Annotated in this window: 16 protein-coding genes, 1 tRNA gene and 1 pseudogene; 9 read left to right on the top strand and 9 right to left on the bottom strand. The window is 60.8% G+C overall.

Annotated elements, in window-relative coordinates:
• Positions 1–18: 18 nt before the first annotated feature.
• The 5 genes and pseudogenes from BLW50_RS01380 to BLW50_RS01360 form a co-directional block, all read right to left on the bottom strand.
• Positions 19–10,047: an MBG domain-containing protein gene (locus BLW50_RS01380; RefSeq protein ID WP_090696445.1), complete on the bottom strand. Its 10,029-nt coding sequence runs from the start codon at positions 10,045–10,047 to the stop codon at positions 19–21.
• Positions 10,048–10,057: 10 nt separating this feature from the next.
• Positions 10,058–11,857, bottom strand: a complete 1,800-nt coding sequence (locus BLW50_RS01375) for a ShlB/FhaC/HecB family hemolysin secretion/activation protein (RefSeq protein WP_244544427.1) — start codon at positions 11,855–11,857, stop codon at positions 10,058–10,060.
• Positions 11,858–12,209: 352 nt separating this feature from the next.
• Positions 12,210–13,082 (bottom strand): hypothetical protein, encoded by an 873-nt coding sequence (locus BLW50_RS01370; protein ID WP_090696442.1) that lies wholly within the window; start codon positions 13,080–13,082, stop codon positions 12,210–12,212.
• 35 nt (positions 13,083–13,117) lie between these two features.
• Positions 13,118–13,501, bottom strand: a pseudogene (locus BLW50_RS01365) (helix-turn-helix transcriptional regulator); the annotation flags it as partial.
• On the bottom strand, positions 13,489–13,668 hold the full coding sequence (locus tag BLW50_RS01360) for a hypothetical protein (RefSeq protein WP_090696440.1): 180 nt from the start codon (positions 13,666–13,668) through the stop codon (positions 13,489–13,491). The pseudogene BLW50_RS01365 and the gene BLW50_RS01360, both read right to left, overlap by 13 nt.
• Before the next feature lie 325 nt (positions 13,669–13,993).
• On the opposite strand from BLW50_RS01360, the gene BLW50_RS01355 reads away from it, so the two are divergent.
• Both BLW50_RS01355 and BLW50_RS30565 read left to right on the top strand, forming a co-directional pair.
• On the top strand, positions 13,994–14,497 hold the full coding sequence (locus BLW50_RS01355; RefSeq protein ID WP_244544102.1) for a transcriptional regulator: 504 nt from the start codon (positions 13,994–13,996) through the stop codon (positions 14,495–14,497).
• The gene (locus BLW50_RS30565; RefSeq protein WP_170849919.1) at positions 14,490–14,657 is read left to right on the top strand and encodes a hypothetical protein; all 168 of its coding nucleotides are present in this window, start codon (positions 14,490–14,492) and stop codon (positions 14,655–14,657) included. The genes BLW50_RS01355 and BLW50_RS30565 overlap by 8 nt, the downstream gene beginning before the upstream one ends.
• A 709-nt stretch (positions 14,658–15,366) precedes the next feature.
• Here BLW50_RS30565 and BLW50_RS01345 read toward each other — a convergent pair.
• Positions 15,367–15,442 (bottom strand) — tRNA-Lys (locus BLW50_RS01345).
• A gap of 88 nt (positions 15,443–15,530) precedes the next feature.
• Positions 15,531–17,120 (bottom strand): 2-isopropylmalate synthase, encoded by a 1,590-nt coding sequence (locus BLW50_RS01340; protein ID WP_090696434.1) that lies wholly within the window; start codon positions 17,118–17,120, stop codon positions 15,531–15,533.
• A 419-nt stretch (positions 17,121–17,539) separates the two neighbouring features.
• Here BLW50_RS01340 and BLW50_RS01335 point away from each other — a divergent pair, with 419 nt between their 5' ends.
• Positions 17,540–18,529 carry a hypothetical protein gene (locus BLW50_RS01335; RefSeq protein ID WP_090696432.1) on the top strand — a complete coding sequence of 330 codons (990 nt, stop codon included), beginning with the start codon at positions 17,540–17,542 and terminating at the stop codon, positions 18,527–18,529.
• 83 nt (positions 18,530–18,612) lie between these two features.
• On the opposite strand, the gene BLW50_RS01330 is transcribed toward BLW50_RS01335, so the two are convergent.
• Positions 18,613–19,938: an amidase gene (locus BLW50_RS01330; RefSeq protein WP_090696430.1), complete on the bottom strand. Its 1,326-nt coding sequence runs from the start codon at positions 19,936–19,938 to the stop codon at positions 18,613–18,615.
• Between the two features lie 57 nt (positions 19,939–19,995).
• Between BLW50_RS01330 and BLW50_RS01325 the strand changes: the two genes are divergently transcribed.
• From BLW50_RS01325 to BLW50_RS01300, 6 genes are all read left to right on the top strand, one after another.
• Entirely contained in the window at positions 19,996–20,679 is a 684-nt protein-coding gene (locus tag BLW50_RS01325; protein WP_090696428.1) for a DUF2848 domain-containing protein, read from the top strand.
• Between the two features lie 7 nt (positions 20,680–20,686).
• Positions 20,687–21,376, top strand: a complete 690-nt coding sequence (locus BLW50_RS01320; protein WP_210186012.1) for a GntR family transcriptional regulator — start codon at positions 20,687–20,689, stop codon at positions 21,374–21,376.
• 12 nt (positions 21,377–21,388) lie between these two features.
• Positions 21,389–21,775 (top strand): cupin domain-containing protein, encoded by a 387-nt coding sequence (locus tag BLW50_RS01315; RefSeq protein WP_090696424.1) that lies wholly within the window; start codon positions 21,389–21,391, stop codon positions 21,773–21,775.
• A gap of 270 nt (positions 21,776–22,045) precedes the next feature.
• A complete protein-coding gene (locus BLW50_RS01310) occupies positions 22,046–22,870 on the top strand; it encodes a Bug family tripartite tricarboxylate transporter substrate binding protein (protein WP_090696422.1) in 825 nt (274 codons plus the stop codon).
• Positions 22,867–24,096, top strand: coding sequence for an FAD-dependent oxidoreductase (locus BLW50_RS01305; protein WP_090696419.1), 1,230 nt, complete (start codon positions 22,867–22,869; stop codon positions 24,094–24,096). Before BLW50_RS01310 ends, BLW50_RS01305 begins: the two co-directional genes overlap by 4 nt.
• Positions 24,093–24,992: an ABC transporter substrate-binding protein gene (locus BLW50_RS01300; protein ID WP_090696417.1), complete on the top strand. Its 900-nt coding sequence runs from the start codon at positions 24,093–24,095 to the stop codon at positions 24,990–24,992. The genes BLW50_RS01305 and BLW50_RS01300 overlap by 4 nt, the downstream gene beginning before the upstream one ends.
• A 70-nt stretch (positions 24,993–25,062) precedes the next feature.
• Here the strand turns inward: BLW50_RS01300 and BLW50_RS01295 are convergent, their stop codons facing one another.
• Positions 25,063–26,271, bottom strand: coding sequence for an MFS transporter (locus BLW50_RS01295; protein ID WP_139267414.1), 1,209 nt, complete (start codon positions 26,269–26,271; stop codon positions 25,063–25,065).
• Positions 26,272–26,312 lie beyond the last annotated feature (41 nt).

The following is a 26,312-nucleotide window of genomic DNA, read 5'->3' as shown; positions in this document are numbered from 1 at the left end:
TGATGAGAGGTGAAGCAGTTATGGCCTAGCTTGAGACAAGAGCGTGGAGCAGCCCACGGGGTTGTCGAGACAGAGCATCGCCCCCTCGAAGCGTGGATCGGTCATCAGAATCCGGCGACCATCAGCATCGTCCCCGGCAGCGGACGCAGGCTGGATCGGCACAACTCTGCCCGTATCGAACGTCGCCGCGACCGAACTGGCTCGGCTGTCCGAATCGATGTTCAGCATCATTTCAACGGTCAGAATGCCGGGGATGAAGCTCATGCGATAATTGCTAGACGCCATCAGCGTTCCCTGTGTGATCGCATAAGGACCTGGTAAACTGGAGCTCGTTGCCAATGTCGCGAGGCTTCCGGCGAGCGTATCGCCATTCACCAGCTCCGCACCGCCGACCCGATACGTGAGTGCCGGATTGGCAAACCCAAAGCGGCGACTGACAGAATCAGCCGAGACACTGATGTCACGCTGGTTCACCGCAAGGTCGGCGCCTGTATAGCTGATCGCATAGTTGCTCGACGCCGATATCGATCCCTGATTGATGGCATAGCTGCCGACATTCGAGTATTGGCCAGCGGCGGTCGAAAGCGATCCTGTTAATGTATCACCGTTGACCAACCCGGTCGCCGTATAGGTCAGCGACGGATTGAGATCGCCATAGATCTTGCTTCGAGCATCCGCCGCCACTGTGATCGCCTTCGGTGTCACCAGCAAATCGGCGCTCGTATAGCTGATCGCATAGTTGGCGTTGGCCAGCGTTCCCTGGTTGATCGCGTAGGTACCGACCCCCGAGAACTGGCCTGCCCCCGTCGAGAGAGCCCCGTTCAAGGTGTCGCTGTTGACCAAGCCCGTCGCCATATACGTGAGTGACGGATTGGCATCGCCATAGATCTTGCTTTGAGCATCCGCCGCCACTGTGATCGCCTTCGGTGTCACCAGCAAATCGGCGCCCGTATAGCTAATCGCATAGTTGGCGTTGGCTAACGTTCCCTGGTTGATCGCATAGGCGCCAACATTAGAGAACTGGCCAGCGGAGGTCGACAGCGAACCGTTCAAGGTATCATTATTGACCAAGCCTGTGGCCGTATAGGTCAGCGCCGGATTGACGTCGCCGTAGATCTTGCTCTCGCCATCTGCAACCACCGTGATCGCCTTCGGCGTCACCGACAGGTCCGCGCCTGTGTAGTTGATCGTATAGTTGTTCGAGGCGACCAGCGTGCCTTGGTTGATGGCATAGGTACCGACACCGGAAAACTGACCGACGGCAGTCGATAGCGAACCATTCAACGTGTCGTTGTTGACGAGGCCTGTCGTCGTATAAGTCAACGAGGGATTAACGTCGCCATAGATCTTGCTCTGCGCGTCCGCCGCCACCGTGATCGTCTTCGGCGTGATCGACAGATCGGCGCTTGAGTAGCTGATCGTATAGTTGGCGTTGGCCAACGAACCCTGGTTGATGGCGTAGTTACCAACACCCGAGAACTGGCCGGCGGAGGTCGACGGCGAGCCGTTCAAGATATCGTTATTGACCAGGCCTGTCGCGGTGTAGGTGAACGCTGGGTTGACGTCGCCGTAGATCTTGCTCTGCGCGTCCGCCACCACCGTGATCGCCTTCGGCGTTACCGAAAGATCAGCACTCGTATAGCTGATCGTGTAGTTGGCATTCGCCAGAGAACCTTGGTTGATCGCATATGTGCCGACGCCCGAGAACTGACCGGCAGCAGTCGACAGCGAACCGTTCAAGGTATCGTTATTGACCAGGCCTGTCGCGGTATAGGTGAACGCTGGATTGACATCGCCGTAGATCTTGCTTTGCGCATCCGCCACCACCGTGATCGCCTTCGGCGTCACCGAAAGATCGGCGCTCGTATAAGTAATCGTATAATTGGCGTTTGCGAGGCTGCCCTGGTTAATCGCATAGGCGCCGACATTGGAGAACTGGCCGGCCCCTGTCGAGAGAGCTCCCGTCAGCGTGTCGTTATTGACCAAACCGGTCGCCGTATAAATCAGCCCCGGATTGACGTCGCCGTAGATCTTGCTCTGGGCATCGGCCACCACCGTGATGGTGCGCGGCGTCACCGACAGATCGGCGCCCGTATAGCTGATCGCGTAATTGGCATTGGCGAGCGTACCCTGGTTGATGGCGTAGGCGCCGACGCCCGAAAATTGGCCGACTGAGGTCGACAGCGAACCGCTCAGCGTATCGTTATTGACCAACCCCGTCGCCACATAGGTCAGGTTCGGATTGACGTCCCCGTAGATCTTGCTCTGAGCATCCGCCGCCACTGTGATCGCCTTCGGCGTGATCGACAGAGCGGCGCTCGTATAGCTGATCGCGTAATTGGCGTTGGCAAGGCTGCCCTGGTTGATGGCATAGGCGCCGACACCCGAGAACTGGCCGGCTGAGGTCGACAGCGAACCGCTCAACGTATCGTTATTGACCAACCCGGTCGCCACATAGCTAAAGTTCGGATTGACGTCGCCATAGACCTTGCTCTGGGCATCAGCCGCCACAGTGATCGCCTTCGGCGTCACCGACAGATCAGCGCTCGTATAGCTGATCGTGTAATTCACGTTCGCCAGAGAACCTTGGTTGATCGCGTATCTGCCGACGCCCGAGAACTGACCGGCGGCAGTCGATAGCGAACCATTCAACGTGTCGTTATTGACAAGGCCCGTCGCGGTATAGGTGAACGCTGGATTGACGTCGCCGTAGATCTTGCTTTGCGCATCCGCCACCACCGTGATCGCTTTTGGCGTAACCGACAGATCGGCACTCGTATAGTTGATCGTGTAGTTGGCGTTGGCCAGCGTTCCCTGGTTGATGGCGTAGGAGCCGACACCGGAGAATTGACCGGCGGCAGTCGACAGCGAACCGTTCAAGGTGTCGCTATTGACGAGCCCCGTGGCCGTATAAGTGAACGACGGATTGATGTCGCCATAGACCTTGCTCTGGCTATCCGCCACCACCGTGATCGCTTTCGGCGTCACCGACAGATCGGCACTCGTATAGTTGATCGTGTAGTTGGCGTTGGCCAGCGTCCCCTGGTTGATTGCGTAGGTGCCGACACCGGAAAATTGACCGGCGGCAGTCGATAGCGAACCATTCAACGTGTCGTTATTGACAAGGCCCGTCGCGGTATAGGTGAACGCTGGATTGACGTCGCCGTAGATCTTACTTTGCGCATCCGCCACCACCGTGATCGCTTTCGGCGTCACCGACAGATCGGCACTCGTATAGTTGATCGTGTAGTTGGCGTTGGCCAGCGTCCCCTGGTTGATGGCGTAGGTGCCGACACCGGAAAATTGACCGGCGACAGTCGACAGCGAACCGTTCAAGGTGTCGCTATTGACGAGCCCTGTGGCCGTATAAGTGAACGACGGATTGACGTCGCCGTAGATCTTGCTCTGAGCATCCGCCGCCACCGTGATCGCCTTCGGCGTGATCGACAGATCGGCGCTCGTATAGCTAATCGTGTAGTTCGCGTTCTCCAGACTGCCCCGGTTGATCGCGTAAACGCCGACGCCGGAGAACTGGCCGGCTGAGGTCGAAAGCGAACCGTTCAGAGTGTCGTTGTTGACGAGACCTGTCGCCACATAGGTCAGGCTTGGATTGACGTCGCCATAGACCTTGCTTTGCGCGTCAGCCGCCACGGTAATCGCCTTTGGCGTCACCGACAGATCGGCACTCGTATAGTTGATCGTGTAGTTGGCGTTGGCCAGCGTCCCCTGGTTGATCGCATAGGCGCCGACGCCGGAGAACTGACCGGCAGCTGTCGACAACGAACCGTTCAGAGTGTCGTTGTTGACGAGGCCTGTCGCGGTGTAGGTGAACGCCGGATTGACGTCGCCATAGACCTTGCTCTGGGCATCAGCCGCCACAGTGATCGCCTTCGGCGTCACCGACAGATCGACGCTCGTATAGCTGATCGCGTAGTTGGGATTGGCCAGCGTACCCTGATTGATGGCGTATGTGCCTACACCCGAGAACTGGCCAGCAGAGGTCGATAACGAACCGCTCAGCGTATCGTTACCGAAGAGACCGGTCGCCGTATAAGTCAGGGACGGATTGGTATCGCCATAGATCTTGCTCTGGGCATCAGCCGTCACCGAGATCGCCCTTGGCGTGATCGACAGAGCGGCACCCGTATAGTTGATCGTATAATTGTTCGAAGCGAAAAGGCTGCCTATGCCGATGGCATAGACACCGACACCGGAGTACTGGTCCGTCGAGGCCGACAGCGAACCGATCAGAACATCATTGTTGACCAAACCTGTCGCCGTATAGGTGAACGACGGATCGAGATTACCGTAGACCTTGCTCTGCGCATCCGCCACAATCGTGATCGTCCTTGGCATGACCGAGAGATTGGCGCCGGTATAGGCGATCGTGTAATTGCTCGAAGCCGCCAAGCTGCCTTGGTTGATCGCATAGGCACCCACACTCGAGAAATGGCCCGCGGAGGTCGAGAGGTCGCCAGAGAGCGTGTCGTTATTGACGAGACCGGTCGCCGTATAAGTCAGAGATGGATTGGCGTCGCCATAGGTCTTGATCTGCGCATCCGCCACCACCGTAATCGTCCTCGGCGTCACCGACAGGTCGGCACCCGTATAGTTGATAGTGTAGTTGTTCGAGGCGGACAGACTGCCTTGGTTGATGGCATAGGTGCCGACGCCTGAGAACTGACCAGCGGAGGTCGACAATGCACCAGAGAGCCCATCGTTGTTGACGAGGCCCGTCACCGTATAGGTCAGGTTAGGATTGGCGTCGCCATAGATCTTGCTCTGCGCATCCGCCACCACAGTGATGGTGCGCGGGGTAACCGTCAGGCCGCCCGAGCCATAGGCGATGTAATAATCGCTCGCCGAACCCTTGGCATAAGAGAACGACAAAACGTTCGCGCCGTTCCAGGCGTAAATTCCGACATTGGTGGAGCCATTGATGGCGCTTCCCCAATTGACGATGAGATTATTCGTACCGACGCCCTGCAGCGGCACGTTGTTGGCGGGAGCGATATCGCCGTAGGTGATGGAGAGATCGCCAGCGATGCGCGCATAATAATTATAGATCGGCGCGGCGGTCATGCCGCGCAGCACCGGCGCGGCGCCGGCCTTCGGCGTGGCCCAGATCGAAGCGAAATCCCAGCCCGCGTCGATGAACGTAAATGGATCCTTCATCTGGGCGGTGTTGAGACCCGTAGCCGAGCACAGGGGCCCCATATTGGAGCCGCAAGCATTGCCTCGGCCACTCGTCTGCGTGTTCCAGAAGCTGTTGGTGAGAACGCCCAAGTTCAGGCCGACCAGGCCGCCTCCCGAAGCGGTACCGGTGGCATAGGCGTTCTCAATCGTCCCCTGATTGAGCCCTACCAATCCACCGGTTGTGGTGCCGGAGACATTGCCCGTCGCATAGGCATTCGTGATCGAGCCAAAATTTGTTCCGACCAGCCCACCAGCGTATTGCCCCCCGATGACATTACCCGTCGCATAAGCTCCACTAATCGAAGAGTAGTTGAGTCCGACGAGGCCGCCAATGTGAGACTGCCCGCTGACGGCAACATTGGCCGCGTAGACATTCTGAATCGAACCGCGGTCTGGCTGACCCGCCAGTGCGCCCACGGCAACTGACCCGATCACTGTACCGCCGACGAGGCCCACATTGCGGATCGTGCTGTAGTAGGTCTTACCAAACAGGCCAACGCTATCCGTGCCCGGTCGATTGATCGACAGATTGGCGATCGTGTGATTCTGGCCGTCGAACGTGCCCGTGAACATTCCGCTCGCATCCCCGATCGGCATCCAACCGCTCGTTGACCAGATGCCGCTCGCCGCGCCGCCCGTCGTGGGGCTGGCATCGATGTCGGCGACAAGCTTGTAATTGCCGCCAACGTTCGCGCCCATCAAAGCAAGCTGATGCAGATTGGAGATCGCGATAGTGCCGTCGCCGCCGGCGATTGCTGCTTCCGCGCGCAGGATCGGGCGCATGTCGCCATTCTGATACCAGACTGAGTTGAAATCCCAGCCCGCATAGTTGGCCTTGTCGCGCAACTGCGCCGTGTTCAGCCCGATGACATTCGTGACCGTTGAAATGACATTGTAACTAATGTCATTGCTTCGGCCGGTCGTGTTGACATCGAAGTAGCTGTTTTGAGCCGTACTGCTAAAGCCGATGTAGCCGACGAGGCCGGCAGATCCGTTACCGCCGCTGACATAGCCTGTCGCATAGGATTCGTTGACCATGCCATTCGTAATGAGATAGCCGACCAGGCCCGCGGCAAAACCATTGGCGGAATAAGCCGATCCCGTCGCATAAGACTGATTGATCGTCGAACTTTGCGCACGGCCGACAAGGCCGCCGGAGTTGGACAATGACCCCGTAGCGGTGCTCGAGACGTTTCCGGTCGCATAGGATTGATTGACGGTCGCGGAGATCATGCGGCCGATCAATCCGCCCGCCTGGGTTCCAGCCGCTCCGCCCGACGCCGTTACGTTTCCTGTCGCGTAGGAAGCGTTGACCTGAGCGGCGCTCCCGCTTGATTGCATGAACCCGACAAGGCCGCCGATACCCCCGTCGGTGGCCATAGAAATCGCATTGACTGCGCCTGTGGCGTAAGAGCGATTGATCACGCCTTCATTGCGGCCGACAAGACCGCCGATATCCGACGCGCCCGAATTGCCGGTCACCGTTCCTGAGGTACGGGAATCGCTGATCGTCGTCCAATAGTTCCACCCGACAAGGCCGCCAATCGATTTGCCGTTGCCCGTCACGTTCGCGCTCGACCAGACATTGGAGATCGCCGCCGTATCGCTGACACCGATCAAAGCGCCCACGTTCGCGCGGCCTGTGATGCTGCCGCCGACGAGGCCGATGTTGCGGATGGCGCCGGGGTAAGGCGTGTTCCAGCCAGACACGTTGGCGAAAAGACCCACGCCATCCGTACTCGGCCGATTGATGTAGAGATTGCTGATCGTGTGGTTCTGGCCGTCGAGAGTCCCAAAAAAGGTTTCGACCGGCACCCAACCGCTGGTCGACCAGATGCCCGCGGCACTGCTGCCCGATGTGGCGGTGGCGTTGAGATCGGTGGCGAGCTTGTAATTGGCGGTCGGATTGGCGCCCATCAAAGCGAGCTGATTGAGATTGGAGATGGGGATATAGCCATCCGCAGCGGCGCTTGCGGCTTCCGCGCGCAGAATGGGGCGCATGTCGCCGCTCTGATACCAGACCGAATTGAAATCCCAGCCCGTATAGTTGGACTTGTCGCGCGCCTGTGCCGTGGTCAGTCCCGAGACCGTATCGGAGGGGCCCATGGCAACAGCGACAGCTTGTCCGGTCGTCTGAGTATCGAAGTAGCTGTTCGCGTAGCTGCCTCCTGACCTGGAGCCGACGAAACCTCCCGCATAGCCGCTGGCGGCCGAAACCGCCCCGGTTGCATAGGTTTGATTAATCGTGGCGTTAATCGCCATGCCGATCAGGCCGCCGGCATAGCCGGCTCCGGATGTCGAGGTCGATCCAGTCGCGTAGGACTGGTTGATCGTCGCATTCTGAGCGAAGCCAACCAGGCCGCCAACATGCGCCCCGGCAAGGCCGTTCACGGCTCCGCTCGCATAGGATTGACCAATGATCCCGTTGTTGACGTAGCCAGCTAAACCACCTCCCGAGCCGTTAGTGGCGACGGCGACAGCCCCGGTCGCATAAGAGGTGTTGATTTCGGCCATAGGCCCTCGCGTCTGCATGCCGCCAACGAGGCCGCCAATGCCTCCCATGCCGCTAACCGCGCCGGTCGCATAAGAGCCGCTGATCGTTCCCTCGTTCAGGCCAACGAGGCCACCGACACTGGAGCTGCCGGTTACGGCGCCGGTGGCATAAGAGTTACTGAGAGCGGTCGCGTAGTTCTGCCCGACCAAACCGCCGATCGATGAGCCGGCGCCGGTCACGCGCGCGCTGGACAAAGCATTCGAAATACTGGCCTGTTCGGCATAGCCGACCAAACCGCCGACTCTCGAGCCACCCGTGATGCTGCCGCCAGAGAGACCGATATTGCGGACTATTCCTGTGACGGACGGATTAGCCGTACCGGAAAGACTGCCGATAAGACCGACGTTATCGGTGGTCGGCCGGTTGATCGTCAGGCCTGAGATGACATGGCCACCGCCATCCAAATTGCCTGAGAAAACCGATCCATTGCCGATGGGATTGAAGCCGGCTCCCGCATTCCAGATCACCGTGCCGGAAGCATCGATGTCGTTGGCGAGTGTCCAGGAGGCTTGCAGATAGGCTGGGGAGGAGCCAACACCCTGGAGGCCGTAGATATCGGCGAGCTGGTAGGGAGTGCCGCTGGTGCCATCGCCGCCTGTCACGCGCAGGAAGGAGCCGCCGTTGATCTGGAAATCCTTGGCGTAGAAGCTCGGAAGCGTCGCGTTGTTCTGCACCCAATTGCCGGCGTTGAGCGCGAAGGTGGCGACATTGACGCCCGCGGTAGCCGAGATAGTGCCACCGGAATAAAGCGAGAGACCGCCGCTGGGGGCATTGATCGCGGCATTGATGTTGATGTCGGAAGCCGCGTTCAACGTCAGCGTCGAACCCGATGCCCAGGCCAGCGGATCGGCGACGGTGATGGTGCCGGCCTGAGTGCCGGAGGAGCCGGTGGAAACCGTGACATTCGCCGCCGACAGCGCAGTGATGAGCGTGTTGACGTTGATAACGCTATCGTTGCCGCTGGCGGTAAAGCCTGACGTGTCGGTTCCGTTCGAGATGATGACATTGTAGGGATCGAGCAACAGGTTGCCGAGCGAGCCCTTGGACGCCGACAGATCGGTGAAGCCGGTGTAGACGAGCTTCTCTTTGCCCGAGACTTCGACCTCGCCGCCGTTGCCCGCGTCCGCGCCACCACGCGCCGTGATCGTGCCGGCGAAATTGGTCAGGTTGTCCGACCACAAGACGATATTGCCGCCGTTGCCGCTCTTAAGCGCATCGGCCTTGATGACCGTTTTGGCATCGACGCTCAGCGTTTCGGCGCGCCTCAGCGCGCCTTTGCCCTGGCGCTCGCCGCCGATGTTGATGGTGCCGCCGCCGGTGCGGCCGGAGGCATCGACCTTGGCGCCAGTCAGCGCCACCTGACGGCCGGTAACCGTGATCTTGCCGCCCGTCCCTCTATTGTTGCGCGCATTGAGCGTGCCGGACACGGCGACTTCACCATCGCCGCCAAACAGCGTGATGTCACCGCTTTTGCCGGCGACGCCCTTCGCCTCGATCGTGCCCGACATGTTGATGGCCTGACGAGCCATGTCACGCGCCGCGGCGGCCGAGAGCTGCACCGTGCCGCCCCGCGCCGAAATCCTGCCGCTGTTGCTGACGAGCGGATTGGCGCCTGCGGCCCTGGTGGGGATCGCCACCTGCAGGAAGCCATCGCCTGAAATGTCTAATGTCGCCTGTTCGCCCGAGCCCAGCGCCGCCTTGCCCATAGGCACGTTGATAACGCCTAAGTTGGCGACCGTGCCACCGATCAGCGCCATGTAGCCGCCGCGGTTGATGGTGATCGTGCCCGCATTGCTCACTGGCGCGGAGGCGCCATTGCCGGTGAAGGTGCGCTTGCCCGACATGAAGTCTTCGTCGGAAATCCCCAAGGTCGAGGCCACAAACGCGCCGGTGTTGATCGTGCCCGTCGAGGTGATGGCGATGCCGTTGGGATTGACGAGATAGACCTGACCGTTGGCGTTGAGCTGGCCGGCGATGGTCGTCGAGGTCGAGCCGGTGACGCGGTTGAGAATGGCGGAGGAAGCGTCGGGCTGGACGAAGGTGACGCTGTTGTTCTGGCCGATGTTGAAACTCTGCCAGTTGATTACAGCGCTGTTGCTGTTCTGATTGATCGTCATGGCGCCGTTGGACGGCGCGCCGATGCTGGCGCTGCCGGCCGCCACCTGGCCGCCGGTCGGCAAGGCTTGGGCGAACACGGCATTGGCGAAAACGGAATTACCGACCAGCGCCGTCGAGGCCAGGAAGGCCGCGATCCGGGACTTGTGCGAGTAGGAACGTCGATCAGAAGAACGGAACATGGATGAAGCTCTAAAACTGGACCGCTGCGGACAGCGTGAAGCGATTGCCGTTAGGCCCTTTGCCGAACCGTTCGACACGGCCGTATTCGAGGCTGAGATTCATATTGTTGAAGCTTGATTGCGCGGCCCCGCCGAACCGCACACCGACGCCATAGGCCGCGCCACGCAGGTAAGCGGCCTCCAGAACCGTCGGGTCGTAACGCTTGACGCCGCCATAGGCGCCAAACAGATAGGACGAAATCAGCACCACGCCGTTCGTCTCGCTGCCTGACGGCAAGCCCGTGCCTTGCTGCCCCGGAAACTCCGGCACACCGAACGGCAGGGTGAAAGCGGTGCTGAACGGGAACTGCGCCTCGCCGCGCACGACAAAGCCGGAATCGCCCTGCACCGACCCCAGCGCGAAGCTCGACAGACCGGTGGGCGAAACCAGGCCGATCTGTTCGGAGTTGAGGAGCGGTTGGCCAAACGAGGTTTGCGCCCGCGCCCTTAAATCGAAGGTTAGATGTTCAAAGACCGGCTGACGGTAGCCGAGCGTGACATCAAGCTTCTGGAAATCGGCATCCGCCCCCTGGCGCGACAACGGTGTGCCGCTGAGGTTCGCCTTTGCGGCGCTGCGTGCGCCAAGACCGTTGATGCCGAAGGAAGCAGTAAATCCTGCGGTCAGCAGGCTATCGCCGGTGACATACCAGAAGAGGTTGGTGCCGGCGCGCAGGATGCGCAGACGGTCCTGCGAAATCGTGAAGCCGCCGCCGTTGAGAAGCGTTAGCGTTTCATCCTGGGCATCGAAGGCTCCAGTCACGTTCACCGTCAGGTTGCGCGAGCGGATCAGCGGATAGGCCAGACGCGCCGAATAGCGCGTGAAGTCGGACATAAAATAGAGGCCCGTCGACGACTCCGGCAGCGTGCGCGCAACCGTGCCTTCGAGATTGAGCGTCAGGCCATCGATGCCGATGGGCACGACGACACCACCCGCCAGCGTGCGATTGCGCGGATGGTTCGAGAAAAACCCGTTGTAGGAATCGAAACGCGGCGCGCCGGAAGCCCTCACATAGATGAGTTCACCGAAGCTGAAGACGGAGTTGAGTTCGGCCCCAAGCCCGGCGTTATAGGTGCCGAGCTGCTTCGACATGGTGTTGTCGAAAGACAACGATCCGGTGGCCGGCTTATAGCGAGCCTCGATGGTCAAGACGCTGGCGCCCGACTGCTTGCCAGGCGACAGCGTCGAGCGCAGCACTGTGCCCGGCATATCGCCGGCCAGCAGCAACCGGCGCTCGATCAGGGTGTTGCTCAGGCCCCTCTGTCCGGCCAGCGGCGCCAGCACGCTGGCGACCCGATCGCGGATATTGGCGGGAAGATGAGAGGTGTCGATGCTTTCGATGAAACCGTCGATGATGACGATGCGCAGGGTCGCGCCATTGGTCAGACGTTGCGCCGGCAGAACGACGCGCACCAGTCCATAGCCCGCTGCGCCATAAGCTTGTTCCAGACGACGGGCAGCAGCGAACAGATCGGCGGCCGTCACTGTCCTGCCGGACAGGTCCGCTTTCAGCCTGGCGGCTTCCTCCGTCAAAGCCGGCAGTCCCCCAGTAACGGTCACGCCGGCAATGCGCACCTGCAGCTTTTCGGCCCCGGCGGGCGTCGCCGGCCCCATGCCTTCGGGAATGATGATGCCGCTCGTACGCTTTTGCAGTTGCGGCTCGAATGTCTGCGGTGTCACCTGCGATGCGGTTTGCGCCAGAACCGGTCCAGCCGAAATGAAGGCGGCCGCCGCCGCTGCGAACAGCCCAACCCGCTGCGCATGCCCAGTCACTTGACGCAAAGCCCACCACCCCTGCCTTAACCGCGCAACAATTTACAGCAGAGGGCGGGCACTCGGCTTCTCACTGAGCGCAAAGCCTTCCAGAATCTCTTTAGTTAGAAGCACTTCGGCCTCTGCCCGGCGTCTCTTCGCGAAATGGGCTTTGATTATTAATTTAGTAAATACAGTGATTTAAGGCACATTTTTCCAAGCGTCGGGCTGAGGAAACGCCTATCAACCGTTTGCGTCCATTTTTGACTGCTCACGCGAACCTCGCGGGCCAAGGGCGAGTTGGAGCCAAACCAAGCATCATTCAGCCGAAGTCCGACGGCACTCCACTCAAATATCCCGAGTAATTACCAGCCTATCGGGTGGCGCGACGGCTATCGCAGGCTTCCGAAAAAGCGCGATCAAGAATGAGCAGCTTACGCTTCTGCGCGCTGGCATATTCCTCGTAGAACGCTGGTGAGATCCAGATGCAAGAACGGCCCCGTCGCCCGCTCCAGCCGAGACCGCCAATCGATTCAGCCGCAGCAAGCTTCCGGCTGGCATGCGCCCGGGACAGACCGAACGATTGTGCCAGAAGAGAAATCGTACTCACATCGGTCAGGATTCTGTCCTGATCGGCTTGTGTCTGCCAATCGATTCCGGCAATGAGCCGGTCCATCAACAACCCGCCGACATCGGCCCAGGTGAAGATCGTGTAGAGCGGTCCTGGCATGCGCACTTCGGGGCTCGACAACAAGGCCTGCGCCACGAGCGGTTCAATCGTGACCAGCAAGCTGTCGGAGCGCGAAAGGAACTGGGCGCTCCTGGCCCCTCCATCCATGAGATCGAGGGTCTGGAAATGGACGCCATACCAATGGACCAGCATGGAGAGGATGGCGGGCGCCGGCACAACATGGCCGGTGCGGCCATCGTCGACGCCACCGGCCGGCCGAATGACATCATATTTCAGCGCTTCGTCGAAGAAGGCATAAGCCGTATTGCGGCTGGCGATACCGTGTTGAAGCGCCAGCTGACCCATATCGCGCCGGGTCAATCCGGGTTGACCCGCTTGAACCGCGCGAAAATGATATGCCAAACCCGCGTGACACAGGAGCCAGCGCTGTTGCGTGGCGAACAGCGCGGCGATGCGCGGGGAAGCTTGGTGAATGGCGATGAAGCTCTGCGCCAGGAACAGCGTTGCCTGCCGAAACGCGCCGGCCCCGATCCCCGGAGACACCGCGAAATCCATCGCGTCTCGCACGGAAACGTTGTCTGCCAGGCCGCTCACTGAAAGGAACGCATCTCGCGGGCTTCCCCCGGCGACATCCCATAGATGTTGTTGAAGACACGGTAGAAAGTGGCCAGGCTTTCGAAGCCGCAGGCATAAGCGATCTGAGTAACGGGCAAAGCCGGAAACGCGACCAGCAGCCGCCGGGCCTCTTCCGTCCTCATCAAGGACAGAGTCCGCGCGAATGTCAGTTCCGCGCTTTCGAAAACCACATGCAGCTGTCGCACGGAAATGCCCAGCTCAAGCGCGACTGTTGCCGGCGTCAGCTTCTGCTGATGCTTGGACCGCATCATGATCTCCTGTGCCGCATAGTATAGGCCTGCGCGCAGCGCCGCGCGCACTTCGGGCGTTGCCGTCAGCCGCCCTCTCAACGCGACAGCCCACCCACGCGATCGAGAGCGGTCCCACCATTGGCGCCCGTGCTCTGCCCCAACGCAGGCCCATGGACGGCGATCAGCGGCACGAGCGCGGTGGAGGCCAGCAGCCCGGCATGCAGGAGAGCACCCATGGCGCCGCGCGCCGTGACCGAAGACGTTGATGCGGACATTTTCCCAAACCCAGAAGGAAACGCGCTTACCCGCAGGGCGCCCAGCCGCCCGCCTTTTCCACGTTTCACGTCCATTTATCTCTCTGTTCGCCGGAAACGTCCTGAAACCACGGCGTCTAGATTCTGAAATTTTTCTGATATTTACAATTTATCGAACAGATTCACTTGGTTTTGGGCTAAATGCCGGGGTTCTCGCGACGTCATCCGGGAAAGGAGGCGGAGTGCTCCTGTTTGCTGGATTTGAATTCGATCGGCAGCGTGCCGAACTGCGAGGCCGAATGGCGAGGCGATCAGGCTGCGGCCAAAGAGCTTCGATATTCTGCGGATGCTGGCGACCAACCCAGGACGAGTCCTCAGCAAGCATGAGCTAATGGCGACGCCGAACATCCATGTCAGCGAGGACAGCCTGTTCCAATGCATCCGCGAGGTCCGCGCGGCGCTGGGCGACGATAAGCGCACCATGATCCGCGTTATATCTGGCCGTGGCTACTTGTTCGAGGCCGAGGTCTTGGATGCGACCGCCTTGGATACGACCACCTTGGATACGATAGCTTCAGCTGCACCAGGGGAAGCCGCAATCGGGCCGTCGGCGGACGTCACAGCCGATCCGCCGATCACGCCGCAAACAAAAAGTGAACCGGTGAAACGCCGGTTCGATTTCAGTCTGCGTCGCGGCGTCGCGCTCGTGGCCGCGGTGGGGCTCGCCTCGCTAAGCTTGGCTGTCATACAGCCCCCTCAGCCAAACCATGAAGCCACGCGTTCCCGCCCAGAGCGGCGTCAAAGAAATGGACCGCAGGCATCGTCGGCCAGGAGCGCTCATAATGAATGACCCGGCAAAGAGCCGGCGCCCCGCCTTCATATTCTACGCCATCCTGTGCGTGCTGGTGTTCTTGCTTTTGGTCATGCTTTTGGCGCTGGCCTACATCCCGGGTGCACCTGGTTTCGTCCTTTGGCTGTTCACCCCGACTGTCGAACGGACGGGAGGGTGAGCATGGCGAGAAGGGCGAGCGATCATGCAGTGCTAGAACCCCGGCTTTTGATCCGGCAGGCGGCTGCCGAGCGGTGTAGCTTGTCAAATCCGTGCGAACGAGGCGGCCGTATATACGAGGTGGACCGCACGGACATCATTTGGAAGGAAACGGATCTATCGAAGCTCTTCGCGGTCGCGTCAAAGGACGTGCGCGAGGTGGTGCTGGTGGCACTATGGACAGGACAGCGACAGGGCGACGTCCTCGCGCTCAATGCCTTCTCCTACGACGGGAAGACAATTCGACTGAAACAATCCAAGAGCGGGCGCCATGTCAGTATCCCGGCTGCCGAGGTATTGCGGGTTATTCTGGATCCGTCGCGAGAGAGAGGGTGCGATTCTTCGTTCGTCTGCCGGAGACAAATGGACGAGCGATGGTTTTCGCGCCAGCTTCAATAAGCGTGCAAGAAAGCAAAGATCAGCGGGCTTCAGTTTCACGACTCGCGCTCGAGGCTGCACGTCATTGGAGATCGCATCGATCACCGGGGCACATCGCCAAAGGATGTCGATGTGATTCTCGACAAGCACTATCTCGGCAAGCGCGCGAGGCTCGCGGAAAGCGCGATCATAAAGCTCGAAACTAGAACGAACTTAGGAAAATGGGTCCGATTCATAATCAAATCGGCTGACGCATGATATAATCCACGCGTTGATTTAATTGTTGTTTCCGATGGTGGGCGCACCAGGGCTCGAACCTGGGACCCGCTGATTAAGAGTCAGCTGCTCTACCAACTGAGCTATGCGCCCATCGAAAACAACCGCGTCGGCCACGATGCCGGGCCGACGCGAACGAGCGGGGTTTAGCAAAGGCCGCCCGACCTGTCTAGAGCTGAATTTAAGGTTTCAACCGCGCCGTCATCGGCTCCGGTTTTCCCTTCAGCCGCTTGACCATCAGCTTGTTGAGCGCAGCCACATAGGCACGCGCGCTCGCCACCAATGTGTCGGGATCGGCGCCCTTGGCGGTGACCGAGCGGCCGTTCTCGGCAAGGCGCACGGAAACCTCCGCTTGTGCATCCGTGCCCTCGGTCACGGCCTGCACCTGGTAGAGTTCCAGCACCGCGTCATTCGGCACCAGCGCCTTGATGGCGTTGAAAATGGCATCGACCGGACCATTGCCCGTTGCCTGTTTCGTCACCGTCTTGCCGTCGATATCGAGCGTCAGCGTCGCAGTCTGCGGGCCCATGGTACCGGCGATCACCGTCAGCGCCTCGACCTTGATGCGCTCGCCAGCGTGGCCGATCTCATCGTCCACCAAGGCTTCGATATCTTCGTCGTAGACGATCTTCTTGCGGTCAGCGAGATCCTTGAAGCGCTTGAACGCATCGTTCAACGCATTGTCGCCGAGATCGTAGCCCAGTTCCTTCAACTTCGAGCGGAAGGCATTACGGCCCGAATGTTTACCCATCACCAGCGAGGTCTTCGACACGCCGACTGAAGCCGGGGTCATGATCTCGTAGGTCTGCGAATTCTTCAACATGCCATCCTGATGGATGCCGCTCTCATGGGCAAAAGCATTCCGGCCAACGATGGCCTTGTTGTATTGCACCGGAAACGACGTGACGGCCGAAACCAGTTTCGAAGCGCGCATCAGCATCGTCGCTTCGATCTGGTTGTGATAGGGCAGAATGTCGGCGCGGGTGCGCAGCGCCATCACCACTTCTTCCAACGCCGCATTGCCGGCACGTTCGCCGATGCCGTTGATGGTGCATTCGATCTGGCGCGCGCCGCCGGCGAGACCCGCCAGCGTATTAGCAACCGCCAGGCCAAGATCGTTGTGGCAATGTACCGAGAAGATCGCCTTATCGGAATTGGGCACGCGCTCGCGCACGGTGCGGAAGATGCGCTCATATTCCTCGGGCACCGTATAGCCGACGGTATCGGGAATATTGATCGTCGTCGCGCCCGCCTTGATCGCCGCTTCGACGGTCCGGCACAGGAAATCCATTTCCGTGCGCGTGCCGTCCTCGGCCGACCATTCCACGTCCTCAACAAAGTTACGGGCGCGCGATACCTGCGCCGTCACCATTTCGAGCACTTCGTGCGGCTCTTTCTGCAGCTTGTATTTCATGTGCAGAGGAGAAGTGGAGATGAAGGTGTGGATGCGCGCGCGACGCGCGTGCTTCACCGCCTCCGCACAGCGATCAATGTCATTGATCGCTGCACGCGCAAGGCCCGCAACCGTCGCGTTCTTCACCCGCTTCGCAACCGCCGTCACCGCTTCGAAATCACCTTCCGAGGCGATTGGAAAACCGGCTTCGATGATATCGACGCCCATCGCATCGAGAATGTCGGCGACTTCGAGCTTTTCCTCGAAGGTCATGGTGGCGCCGGGGGACTGCTCGCCATCGCGCAAGGTCGTGTCGAAAATGAGCACGCGATCGCGATTGGAAACGGAGGATTGGGACTTGCTGTTATCGTTCGACATGGAACTGATCCTGAATCTGCTGCTGATGGCCTCGAAGGTCTGCTGGCGAGACCCGAAGGCGCTCTTGCTTCGTTACCCCTCCCCTGAGCGCCCAGGCATGGCCCGGCCGGCCCTCAGGGGCGACTAAGAAGAAGCAGACCAAGCAGCGAGGCGCGCAGAACCGCAGCCGGCGCGATGCGTCCGGCAGAAACGGTCTTTGGGGCAGCAAACTGCGCCACGGCGTCCTCATTCGCGGCCAAAAGCGGCCATCTCCATTCAAATAAGCGAAAACCGGCTAATTTGGCAAGGTCGAAGGCTAGCTCCCTTACTTGCGTAATCCTGCTTTCGGGCGATTTTCCGCCTCAGAGCTCGATATCGCAGCAAACGGGTGTTTCGGCGGCGATTGCCCCCGTAAACGGGGCGTCACACCAGGAGGAACGATGAGCGCGCCCACGACCCAGCTGAAGCCCCAGACGGCCACCGAGGCGAAACCCCTGGCCAGCGCGTCCCTGCTGGGGCCCCTGCTCGTCCTGGTCTTTGCCGTCTCCCAGGCGCTGCGCGATGTCTATTTCGGCTTCATTTTCCAGCGCGTCGATTTCTTCGCCGTCCTGTTGATCGCCTTCGGCCTCTCGGCCTTGGGTTTCGGACTATGGACGCTCCTGCGTGAGCCCGAACAGATCACCGTTCTACGCAAGGATATCCGCGCCGTGGTGGCGATGAATATCACCACGGCGCTCGCCTGGTCCTGCTTCTTCTTCGCCCTCAGCCAGATCGAGCCGGCTATCGTCAACACGATCCACAGCGGCATGGCGCCACTCACGGTGCTGGCGCTCGCCGCTTTCGGCATCAAGCTCGGCGGCTCGGGGGCAACAAACAGGCTCGAGCGGTTGAGTTACGCGGTGATGGCGGCATCACTCGCAGCCCTCTGGATCGTGGTGCTAAGCGGTGCTTCCGGAGCCCAGGGCAAAACCTTCGCCGGCCAACTCGCAGCCCTTGCCGCCCTGCTGGTCAGCGGCTCGATGATCACCTTGAGCCTGCTCTATTCAAAACGCCTGCACGACATCGGCGCCACCTCGGCCAGCATCACCTCGGTGCGCTATCTCGTGACCATCGTGCTGGCGGCGGCGATGACTTGGCATGACACTCGCCAGGGCGGCGGATTGGCGCGCATCAACGGCCTTGTCGATTTCACCACGATCGCTGTCGCGGCCGTGGCGTTGATCGTCATCCCCCTGTTCGCCCTACAGGCGGGCATCGCCCGCACGCCCCATCTGACCGGCCAAGTCATTCGCGCGCTCGGGCCGGTGTTGGTCTTCGCCGCACAACCGCTCGATTCGCGGCTGTCGTGGTCACTCCCGACCTTAATCTGCATCTGTGTCTATTCAGCTGCGATCATTGCCGCCAATGTCTTTCACGGCTGGCGACGTTAGAGCTCGGCTCAGAACCGAGCTCTAATTCCTATTTTAACGCATTCTCTTTGCGCGAACCCAGATCGAGTTCGCTCGAAAATGCTCTAGCCGAGAGCACTCTCAACCGCCTGCGCCACACCGAGCAAACGACGATCGGCGCCCTGAGCGCCCATCAGCATTAAGCCGACAGGCGCGCTGCCCGGCGTGTGACAGGGCAGCGAAATGGCACAGCGATCGAGCGTATTGGTGACGGTGCAATTGCGCAGCATCAGCAGGTTGACGCGCGTATACGCTGCCTCATCAGCGAGCTCCGCAATGGTCGGCGCGACCAGAGGCGTCGTTGGCATGACCAGGGCGTCGAACGCATCGAAATGCGCAACCGAGGCGATCAGCCGCTGACGCTCGCGCACGAGAATGCGCTCATCTTCATCCGTCTGGCTCTCGCCCTTGACAATGCGCGACACGACGCGCGGATCATACTCGGCGCCATGCTCGGCGATCCACGCCCGGTGATAGAGATAGGCCTCCCGCGCGCTGAAACCGCCCTTGTGATTGATCTTGGGAATATCGAGGAGCGCCGAGGCATCCACCGTCTCGATCTTGGCGCCGGCCTTCGACAGTCGCGACAACGCCGCTTCGAAAGCCTTGGCCGTTGTCGCATCGACGTCGTCGAACACATAAGCTGAGGGCACGCCGAGACGTAGCTGCGCCACGGACACCTCCGCGATCGGCGTCGGGTCGTCGGCGAGGACGCTGTCCACAGCCGCGCAGCACGCAACCGAGCGAGCCAGAGGACCGACGGAATCGAGCGTCGGCGACAACGGCAGAACGCCGTCACGCGGTACGCGGCTCGCCGTTGGCTTGAATCCGACCAGACCGCAGAGCGCAGCGGGAATGCGGCACGAGCCGCCCGTATCGGTGCCAAGCCCGACATCGGCCATGCCGTCGGCGACCGAAACAGCGGCGCCCGACGAAGATCCGCCCGGAATGCGCTTGGCCGCGCGATCGAACGGATTGGCCGGCGTGCCGAAATGCGGATTGATACCGAGGCCCGAATAGGCGAACTCGGTCATATTGGTGCGGCCAATCGGAATAAGTCCGGCCTTGCGCAGCCGCTGCACCACCAGCGCATCCCGCTTCGCCGGCGGGGCCTTGCGCAGGAAGGTGGAGCCGGCGGCCGTGGCCTGCCCGGCAATATCAAACAGATCCTTGATGCTCACCGTGATGCCAGCCAGTGCCGGCGGGTTCGACGCGCGATCATAGGCCTGCGCCTGGGCCAGCGCCTGCTCGTCGAAGGTGGAGAAAAACGTGCGCACGCCCTCTCCGGCCGGATCGGCGATACGCGCGAGCTGAACCTTGACAGCTTCTGCCCGGCCGCCCTGGCGATAATTCTGAGCCAATTCGGCGATTGTCGCTCCTGTGCCTAACATAGCCATCTCCTGCTGATCTCCATTGACTCACTAATCGACATGTGAAATATCACAAGCATGTCAGATGTCACCCCCTTCAATTTCGAAATCCCTGGCGGCGCGGCTTCCATCGCCATTTCCCGCCTGATCATCGCAGGCTGGGCCGGGCGCGACCCGGTCGCCCTGGAACACCACATTGTCGAACTCGAGCAGCTCGGCGTGAAGCGGCCGTCGCGGACGCCGATTTTCTATGCCGCCGCCGCGGCGCGGCTGACCCAGGCGTCGAAGATCGAGGCACTGGGCCCGGCAAGCAGCGGCGAGGCGGAATGCGTCTGCATCAGCCATGCCGGCGAACTTTGGATTGGGCTCGGCTCCGACCACACCGACCGCGAATTGGAAGCCATCGGCGTCGCCGCCTCGAAGCAGATTTGCGACAAGCCGATCGGCCGTGGCCTCTGGCGTCTGGCCGAGATCGAAGCCCATTGGGACCGGCTGTTGCTGCGCTCCTATGCGACGATCAACGGCGAGCGCGTGCTTTATCAATCCGGCCCGATCACGGCCCTGCGCACCCCGCGCAACCTGGTCGAGCTGCGCGACGACGGCAAGCCCTTGCCCGATGGCACCGCCATGTTCTGCGGCACCCTCGGCGCCATTGGCGGCATCCGGCCGGCGACACGCTTTGAAGCTGAACTCGAGGATCCGGTGCTTGGGCGCACCCTCACTCTGTCCTACGATATCGACGTCATTCCCGTCATCTCGTGAGGTTCCCGTGAACACGTCTTCATCCGCAGCGGCCTGGCTTCCTTCCACGCCTTCCGAGGCCGGAGAACGATTGCCGTTGCGCGATGAGGCCTATGCCGCCATCAAGCAGCGTATCATCACCTGCGAATTCAAACCTGGCGGCTATCTCAACGAAGCCAAGATCAGTCTGGCGCTCGGCATCGGCCGCACGCCCGTTCATCAAGCCATCGAGCGCCTTGAGCAGGATGGCCTCGTTGAGATCATGCCGCGCAAGGGCATCATCGTCACGGCCTTGAGCGTCGACACGGTCGCGCAGATCATCGATGTGCGCTTGATCAACGAGCCTTATTGCGCCGCCCTTGCCGCCGAACGCATCGATGCGAACGAACTGACGGCTCTACACAACATTCTTGAGCGGGCCGATGTCGCCACGTCTGCTCACGACACCAATCAGATGATGCTGCTTGATCGCGAATTCCATATGGCCATCGCATCGGCCGCGCGCAATCCGATCCTGGCATCCATATTGCAGAACCTGCACGAGCGTTCCCTGCGCTTCTGGTTCCTGTCGCTGACCGCGCAAGGACATCAGCGCGCGGTGCAGGATGAACATCTAGCCATCGCTGACGCTTTGCAACGGCGAGACCGCGAAGGCGCGGCCCAGGCAATGCACGTGCATATCGAGTCCTTCAGAAAGAATATCATCCATCGGGTATAAAGGAGTTATCCCATGACAAAGCCTCACAAAGAGTTCATCAGCCTCGACATGAATGAGGGTTGGGCCTCGCCGCCGGGATATCCGTCATCCATTCAACAGAAGATTCTGGCCAGCGACATCGACGAAGAGCGCAAGACCGGCAGCCGCACGCGCCTGCTGCGCTTCGATCCGGGCGCCTTCACCACCGCGCCCTTCGTTCACGATCATTGGGAAGAGGTCTACCTCGTCTCCGGCGACCTGACCGTCGGCAATGATGAGAACGGCAATGGCGGCGAAGCCTTTGGCGCGCCGACCTATGCCTGCCGCCCGCCGGCCGTCTATCACGGCCCGTTCAAGTCGAACGAAGGCTGCGTCCTCTACGAGATCCACTACTACGAAGATAGCGTTTCGAAGCCATAAGAGAACGCGGCCCCGTGAGGGGCCGCCCTCAAATAAAATGAGGAATCGTTGAAGGACCTTGGCAGGCCGCCTCGCCGCACGGGGCCTCTGAATCAGACCGTTGGAGATTGAACCGTGCTGTCACGCAGAAACCTTCTGAGCTCCGCTGTTGGTGCCACCGCTTTAGGCCTTGCACCTAAGGCTTTCGCTCAGGCTCCGGCATGGCCACAAAAGCCTGTCACGATCATATGCCCCTTCGCTGCAGGCGGTAACACGGACGGGATCGCGCGCATGGCCGCGCAACGCATGACCGAAGCCTATGGCATGGCATTCAATGTCGAGAACCGGCCTGGTGCTGGTGGCGCGCTCGCGGCTGATTTCGTCGCTAAGTCGCCGCCCGATGGTTACACATTGTTCATTGCCGCCCTGCCCGTCATGGCCATCGTTCCGGCCATGTCGAAGGTCCGCTACGACTCGCAAAAGGACTTCGCGCCGATCAGCAATATCGCGACCAATCCCTTCGCGTTGGTGATCAGCAAGGACCTGCCAGTCAAGACGGTCGCCGAGTTTGTCGCTTACGTCAAAGCGCGTCCGGACCAATTGTCTTATGGATCGGCTGGCGTGGGTAGCCTCAACCACTTGTCCATGGCGCTGTTTCTGAAGCGCGCTGGCCTGCAAATGGCGCACGTACCCTATCGCGGCAACGCACCGGCGCTCGCCGATATCGTTGCCGGCCACGTGCCCGCCATGTTCTCGAACCTGTCCGACGCTTTGCCCCAGATCAATGGCGGCTCGGTGCGCCTGCTCGCGGTGTCGAGCGCCGAGCGCTCCGCTCTCGCCCCCGACGCGCCGACTGTCGCCGAAGCCGGCTATCCCGGCTTCAACGTTCTAACCTGGAACGGACTGATGGCGCCGGCAGGAACGCCCATCGCCATCATCAACAAGATCGCCGACACAATGAGCGCGGCCATCAAGGACGAACCTTTCAGGAAGCAACTCTCCGACTATGGCGTCGATCCAGTTGCAGCACGGCCGGCGGAATTCGCCGCCACGCTCGCAAGTGACATGGTCATCTGGAAAGAAGCTGTCGATATCGCCGGTGTGAAACAACAATGAGCAAAATGAAAGCAGATACCCGCCCCGTCCTGATCGCAGGCGGAGGGCCAGTTGGCGTGGTGACGGCACTGGCATTGGCAAAGCGCGGCATCCCCGTGCAGGTCTTCGAGGCGCAAGCCGAGATTAACGACGCGCCGCGCGCCTCGACCCTGCATCCCGCGACCCTCGAAATGCTGGCCGACCTTGGATTGCTTGAAGAGGTCACGACCAAGGGTTTGGTCGCGCGCACATTCCAATTCTGGGATCGCCCGGCACGCCGGCTTGTGGCGGAATTCGATCACGCGGTTCTGGCGCAGGACACGAGCTGCCCCTATGTGGTGCAATGCGAGCAGCACAAGATCGTGAAAATGTGCATCGATAAGCTCGCCGCTTATCCGCATGCCAGCGTTTCCTTCGCCACGCCCGTCGAAAGCGTCGAGGCCAATGCGGACGGCGTCGCCATCACCGTAGCGCGGGCCGGCGGCACAGAGCGGATCGTAGGTTCCTATCTGGTCGGCGCCGATGGCGGCCGCTCCCTGGTGCGCAAGGCGTTGAACATAGCCTTCGATGGTTACACATTCCCCGAGCGCTTCCTGGTTCTGACGACGCCGTTTGATTTCGGTACGGAACACGGCGTCGCCTTCCGCGCCTATTTCTCCGATCCCGATGAATGGGCCAATCTGTTCAAGGTCGCGGGCGACGACGGCAAAGGCCGCTGGCGCGCCGTTTTCCCGACAGTACCGGGACAGACCGACGAAGAGGTGATGAGCGACGAAGCTAGCGAAGCGCGCCTGCAGAAGTTCTTCCCGAAAGCCGGCCGCTACGACATCTTCCACCGCAATATTTATCGCGTGCACCAGCGCGTCGCCGTGCGCTTCCGCGAGGGGCGCGTGTTCCTGGCCGGCGACTCCGCCCATGTGAACAATCCCATCGGCGGCCTCGGCCTCAACAGCGGCATTCACGACGCGACACATCTGGCCGAGCTGATCGGTGACGTGCTCGCCGGCAGCCGTCCCGACAGCGTGTTCGAGAGCTATGACGCGATCCGCCGCCCGACCAATATCGAATATGTCCAGCAGCAGACCATCGCCAATAAGAAGCGACTGGAAGAACGCGATCCGGCAGCGCGCGAAGCGAACTTCGAAGCCCTGCGCAAGATGGCGGCCGATCCCGTTGCACACCGGGCCTTCCTGTTAAGAACATCGCTGATCGAAAGCGTCAGAAAGATAAAGGCAGCAGCAGAATGAAGATCGCCGTCCCGGATTTGATCTCGAACTCGTACTTTCCAGCAGTCACGGCGGTCCACGGCGGCATGCTGGCGGCGCAGGGTATTGACGCGACGGTCGAGCTGATCTTCCCCGTCAATAAAGCCTATGAAGCCTTGCGCGACGGCACCGTCGATGCGGTGGCAGGCTCCGCCCATTCGGCGTTGCATGCTTTCCCAGAGTGGCAGGGCGTTAAATTGCTCTGCGCTCAGGGCCAAGGCATGTATTGGTTCCTCGTCATGCGCGCGGACATTCCCTGCGAGCGCGGCGACGTCAGCGTGGTCAAGGGCCGCACCATCGGCGCGGCGCCTTGGGTTGACCTTGGCCTGCGCGGTCTGCTGCACGCCGCCGGCATCGACGAGAAGCGCGATAACGTCACCATCGCGCCCGTGCCCAACACCGGTGCGCCCAGCACCAATTTCGGCCTGACGGCGGCCAAGGCGCTTCAGGATGGTTTGATCGACGGCTTCTGGGCCAATGGCATGGGAGCGGAAGTTGCGGTGCGCAGCGGCGCCGGCAAGATCGTGCTCGACATTCGGCGCGGCGACGGCCCGAAGGAAGCGTTCAACTTCACGATGGCGTCCGTTGCCGTCACCGACAAGTTCCTCGCTGAGCGCCGTGACGAAGCCATGGCGTTGAAACAGGCGATCGCGGGCGCCCATCAGACGTTGAAGCAGAATCTCGCGCTTGCTACCGAGATTGGCCAAAAGGTCTTTCCGGCCGAGCAAGCCGCCCTCATCGCTGGCATCGTCGAACGCGACCTGCCCTATTATTCGACCGATATCAGCCCGGACTTCGTGCGTGGCATGAACGCTTTCGGTCGCGACGTCGGCATTCTCAAGGGCGACCCCGCCTATGAAGCTGTCGTCGCGCAGTAAGCGGCAATTGCGGTAAATGTCTCAAGGCCCGGTTCTCACCGGGCCTTTTCTTTTGCCAGCTTGTGCTTTTCTACGCCGCCACGGCACTTTGCGTCGGGCGCGGCTGGTACAGCAGCATCAGGGCCACCGCCAGGACACTCGATGCCAGCATGATCGCGAAAGCGATGGCATAGGAGCCGTTCTTGTCGAAGATGACGGCGCCGAGATAGGCACCGATGCCGCCGAACGCATGATGCACCATGGTGATGAGGCCACTGATGGCACCCAGATGCTTCATGCCGAAGGCATCGCGCACGAACAGAATGGTCAGAGGCGCGGTGACAAGGAAGGTCAGGCCGAACGCCAGAGTGAAAATGGCGATCGATGCGGTCGACTGATCGATCAGAACAAGGCCGAAACAAGCGATCCGCAGAACGAAAGACGCGATCGTCGGCATCACCGGGCCTGTCTTGTCGCCGAAGGCACCTGCCAGCAGCACGCCGATCAAGGCAGCAAGCCCCATCACCGCCAGAAGATTGCCGGCGAAAAGCTGGCTGACGCCGCTATCTTCCGCATAGGCGACGAGATGGGTGGTGACGAAGAAATCATCGAGGCCACACACGGCGAACACGCCGATCAGCACCCAGAAACGGCGGGTGCGCATGGCCTCGCGCAAGCTCATGCCTTCGCGCGGCACCTGGGCCATAAGCGAGCCGTTGGCCGCATGGGCCGGAACAGCGAAATAGATCAACGGCAGCAAGGCCAGATGGGCCGCCGCCACCCAGAAATACACCGAGCGCCAGCCGATCTGCACCAGTACCGCTGCCAGCACGGCGACGATCAACAGTTGCCCCAGGCTCATACCTGAAGTCACGAAACCATTGGCAAAGCCGGTTTTGCCCGGGAAAGTCCGCGCCACCATCACACCGACCGTGGTGGTCGAACAGCCGGCATTGCCCACGCCGTAGATCAGGCCGAACAGCAGCAGCACATGCCAGGGCTCGGTGACAAAACCCATCATCCCGATGCCAAAGGCGCAGACGACCACGCCGGAGGCGATCAGAAACCGCAGACTCATCCGGTCAGCCAGCTTGCCGGCAAAGAACATGGCGATGGCCGATACCACCTGAAATACAGCTACCGCCGAGCCGATATCGGCCCGGTTCCATTTCAGATCCTCAACCATCGGACGCAGGGTCAGACCCACGGCCAGCCGGCCACTGCCATTGACGAACAGCGCGAAGAAACCGGCGGCGAGCACGAGAACGGCCGCCATGGACAATTTACTGGGCTTGGGCACGGTGTTTCCAAAGAAATTATTGCCCAAGGATTAGCCACTAA

Origin of the sequence: Beijerinckia sp. 28-YEA-48 (assembly GCF_900104955.1) — a bacterium.
Lineage (GTDB): Bacteria > Pseudomonadota > Alphaproteobacteria > Rhizobiales > Beijerinckiaceae > Terripilifer.
The sequence above is the reverse complement of the archived record's forward strand: the minus strand, read 5'-3'. Positions and strand labels throughout refer to the sequence as shown.

Bases quoted from the DNA above. Each gene is read 5' to 3' on its own strand.
- BLW50_RS01340 (WP_090696434.1), bottom strand. From the start codon at position 17,120: ATGTCGAACGATAACAGCAAGTCCCAATCCTCCGTTTCCAATCGCGAT.
- BLW50_RS01370 (WP_090696442.1), bottom strand. From the start codon at position 13,082: ATGGATTTCGCGGTGTCTCCGGGGATCGGGGCCGGCGCGTTTCGGCAG.
- BLW50_RS01300 (WP_090696417.1), top strand. From the start codon at position 24,093: ATGAAGATCGCCGTCCCGGATTTGATCTCGAACTCGTACTTTCCAGCA.
- BLW50_RS01305 (WP_090696419.1), top strand. From the start codon at position 22,867: ATGAGCAAAATGAAAGCAGATACCCGCCCCGTCCTGATCGCAGGCGGA.
- BLW50_RS01330 (WP_090696430.1), bottom strand. From the start codon at position 19,938: ATGTTAGGCACAGGAGCGACAATCGCCGAATTGGCTCAGAATTATCGC.
- BLW50_RS01355 (WP_244544102.1), top strand. From the start codon at position 13,994: ATGCTGGCGACCAACCCAGGACGAGTCCTCAGCAAGCATGAGCTAATG.
- BLW50_RS01315 (WP_090696424.1), top strand. From the start codon at position 21,389: ATGACAAAGCCTCACAAAGAGTTCATCAGCCTCGACATGAATGAGGGT.
- BLW50_RS01360 (WP_090696440.1), bottom strand. From the start codon at position 13,668: ATGTCCGCATCAACGTCTTCGGTCACGGCGCGCGGCGCCATGGGTGCT.
- BLW50_RS30565 (WP_170849919.1), top strand. From the start codon at position 14,490: ATGAATGACCCGGCAAAGAGCCGGCGCCCCGCCTTCATATTCTACGCC.
- BLW50_RS01310 (WP_090696422.1), top strand. From the start codon at position 22,046: ATGGCCGCGCAACGCATGACCGAAGCCTATGGCATGGCATTCAATGTC.
- BLW50_RS01380 (WP_090696445.1), bottom strand. From the start codon at position 10,047: ATGTTCCGTTCTTCTGATCGACGTTCCTACTCGCACAAGTCCCGGATC.
- BLW50_RS01325 (WP_090696428.1), top strand. From the start codon at position 19,996: ATGTCAGATGTCACCCCCTTCAATTTCGAAATCCCTGGCGGCGCGGCT.
- BLW50_RS01335 (WP_090696432.1), top strand. From the start codon at position 17,540: ATGAGCGCGCCCACGACCCAGCTGAAGCCCCAGACGGCCACCGAGGCG.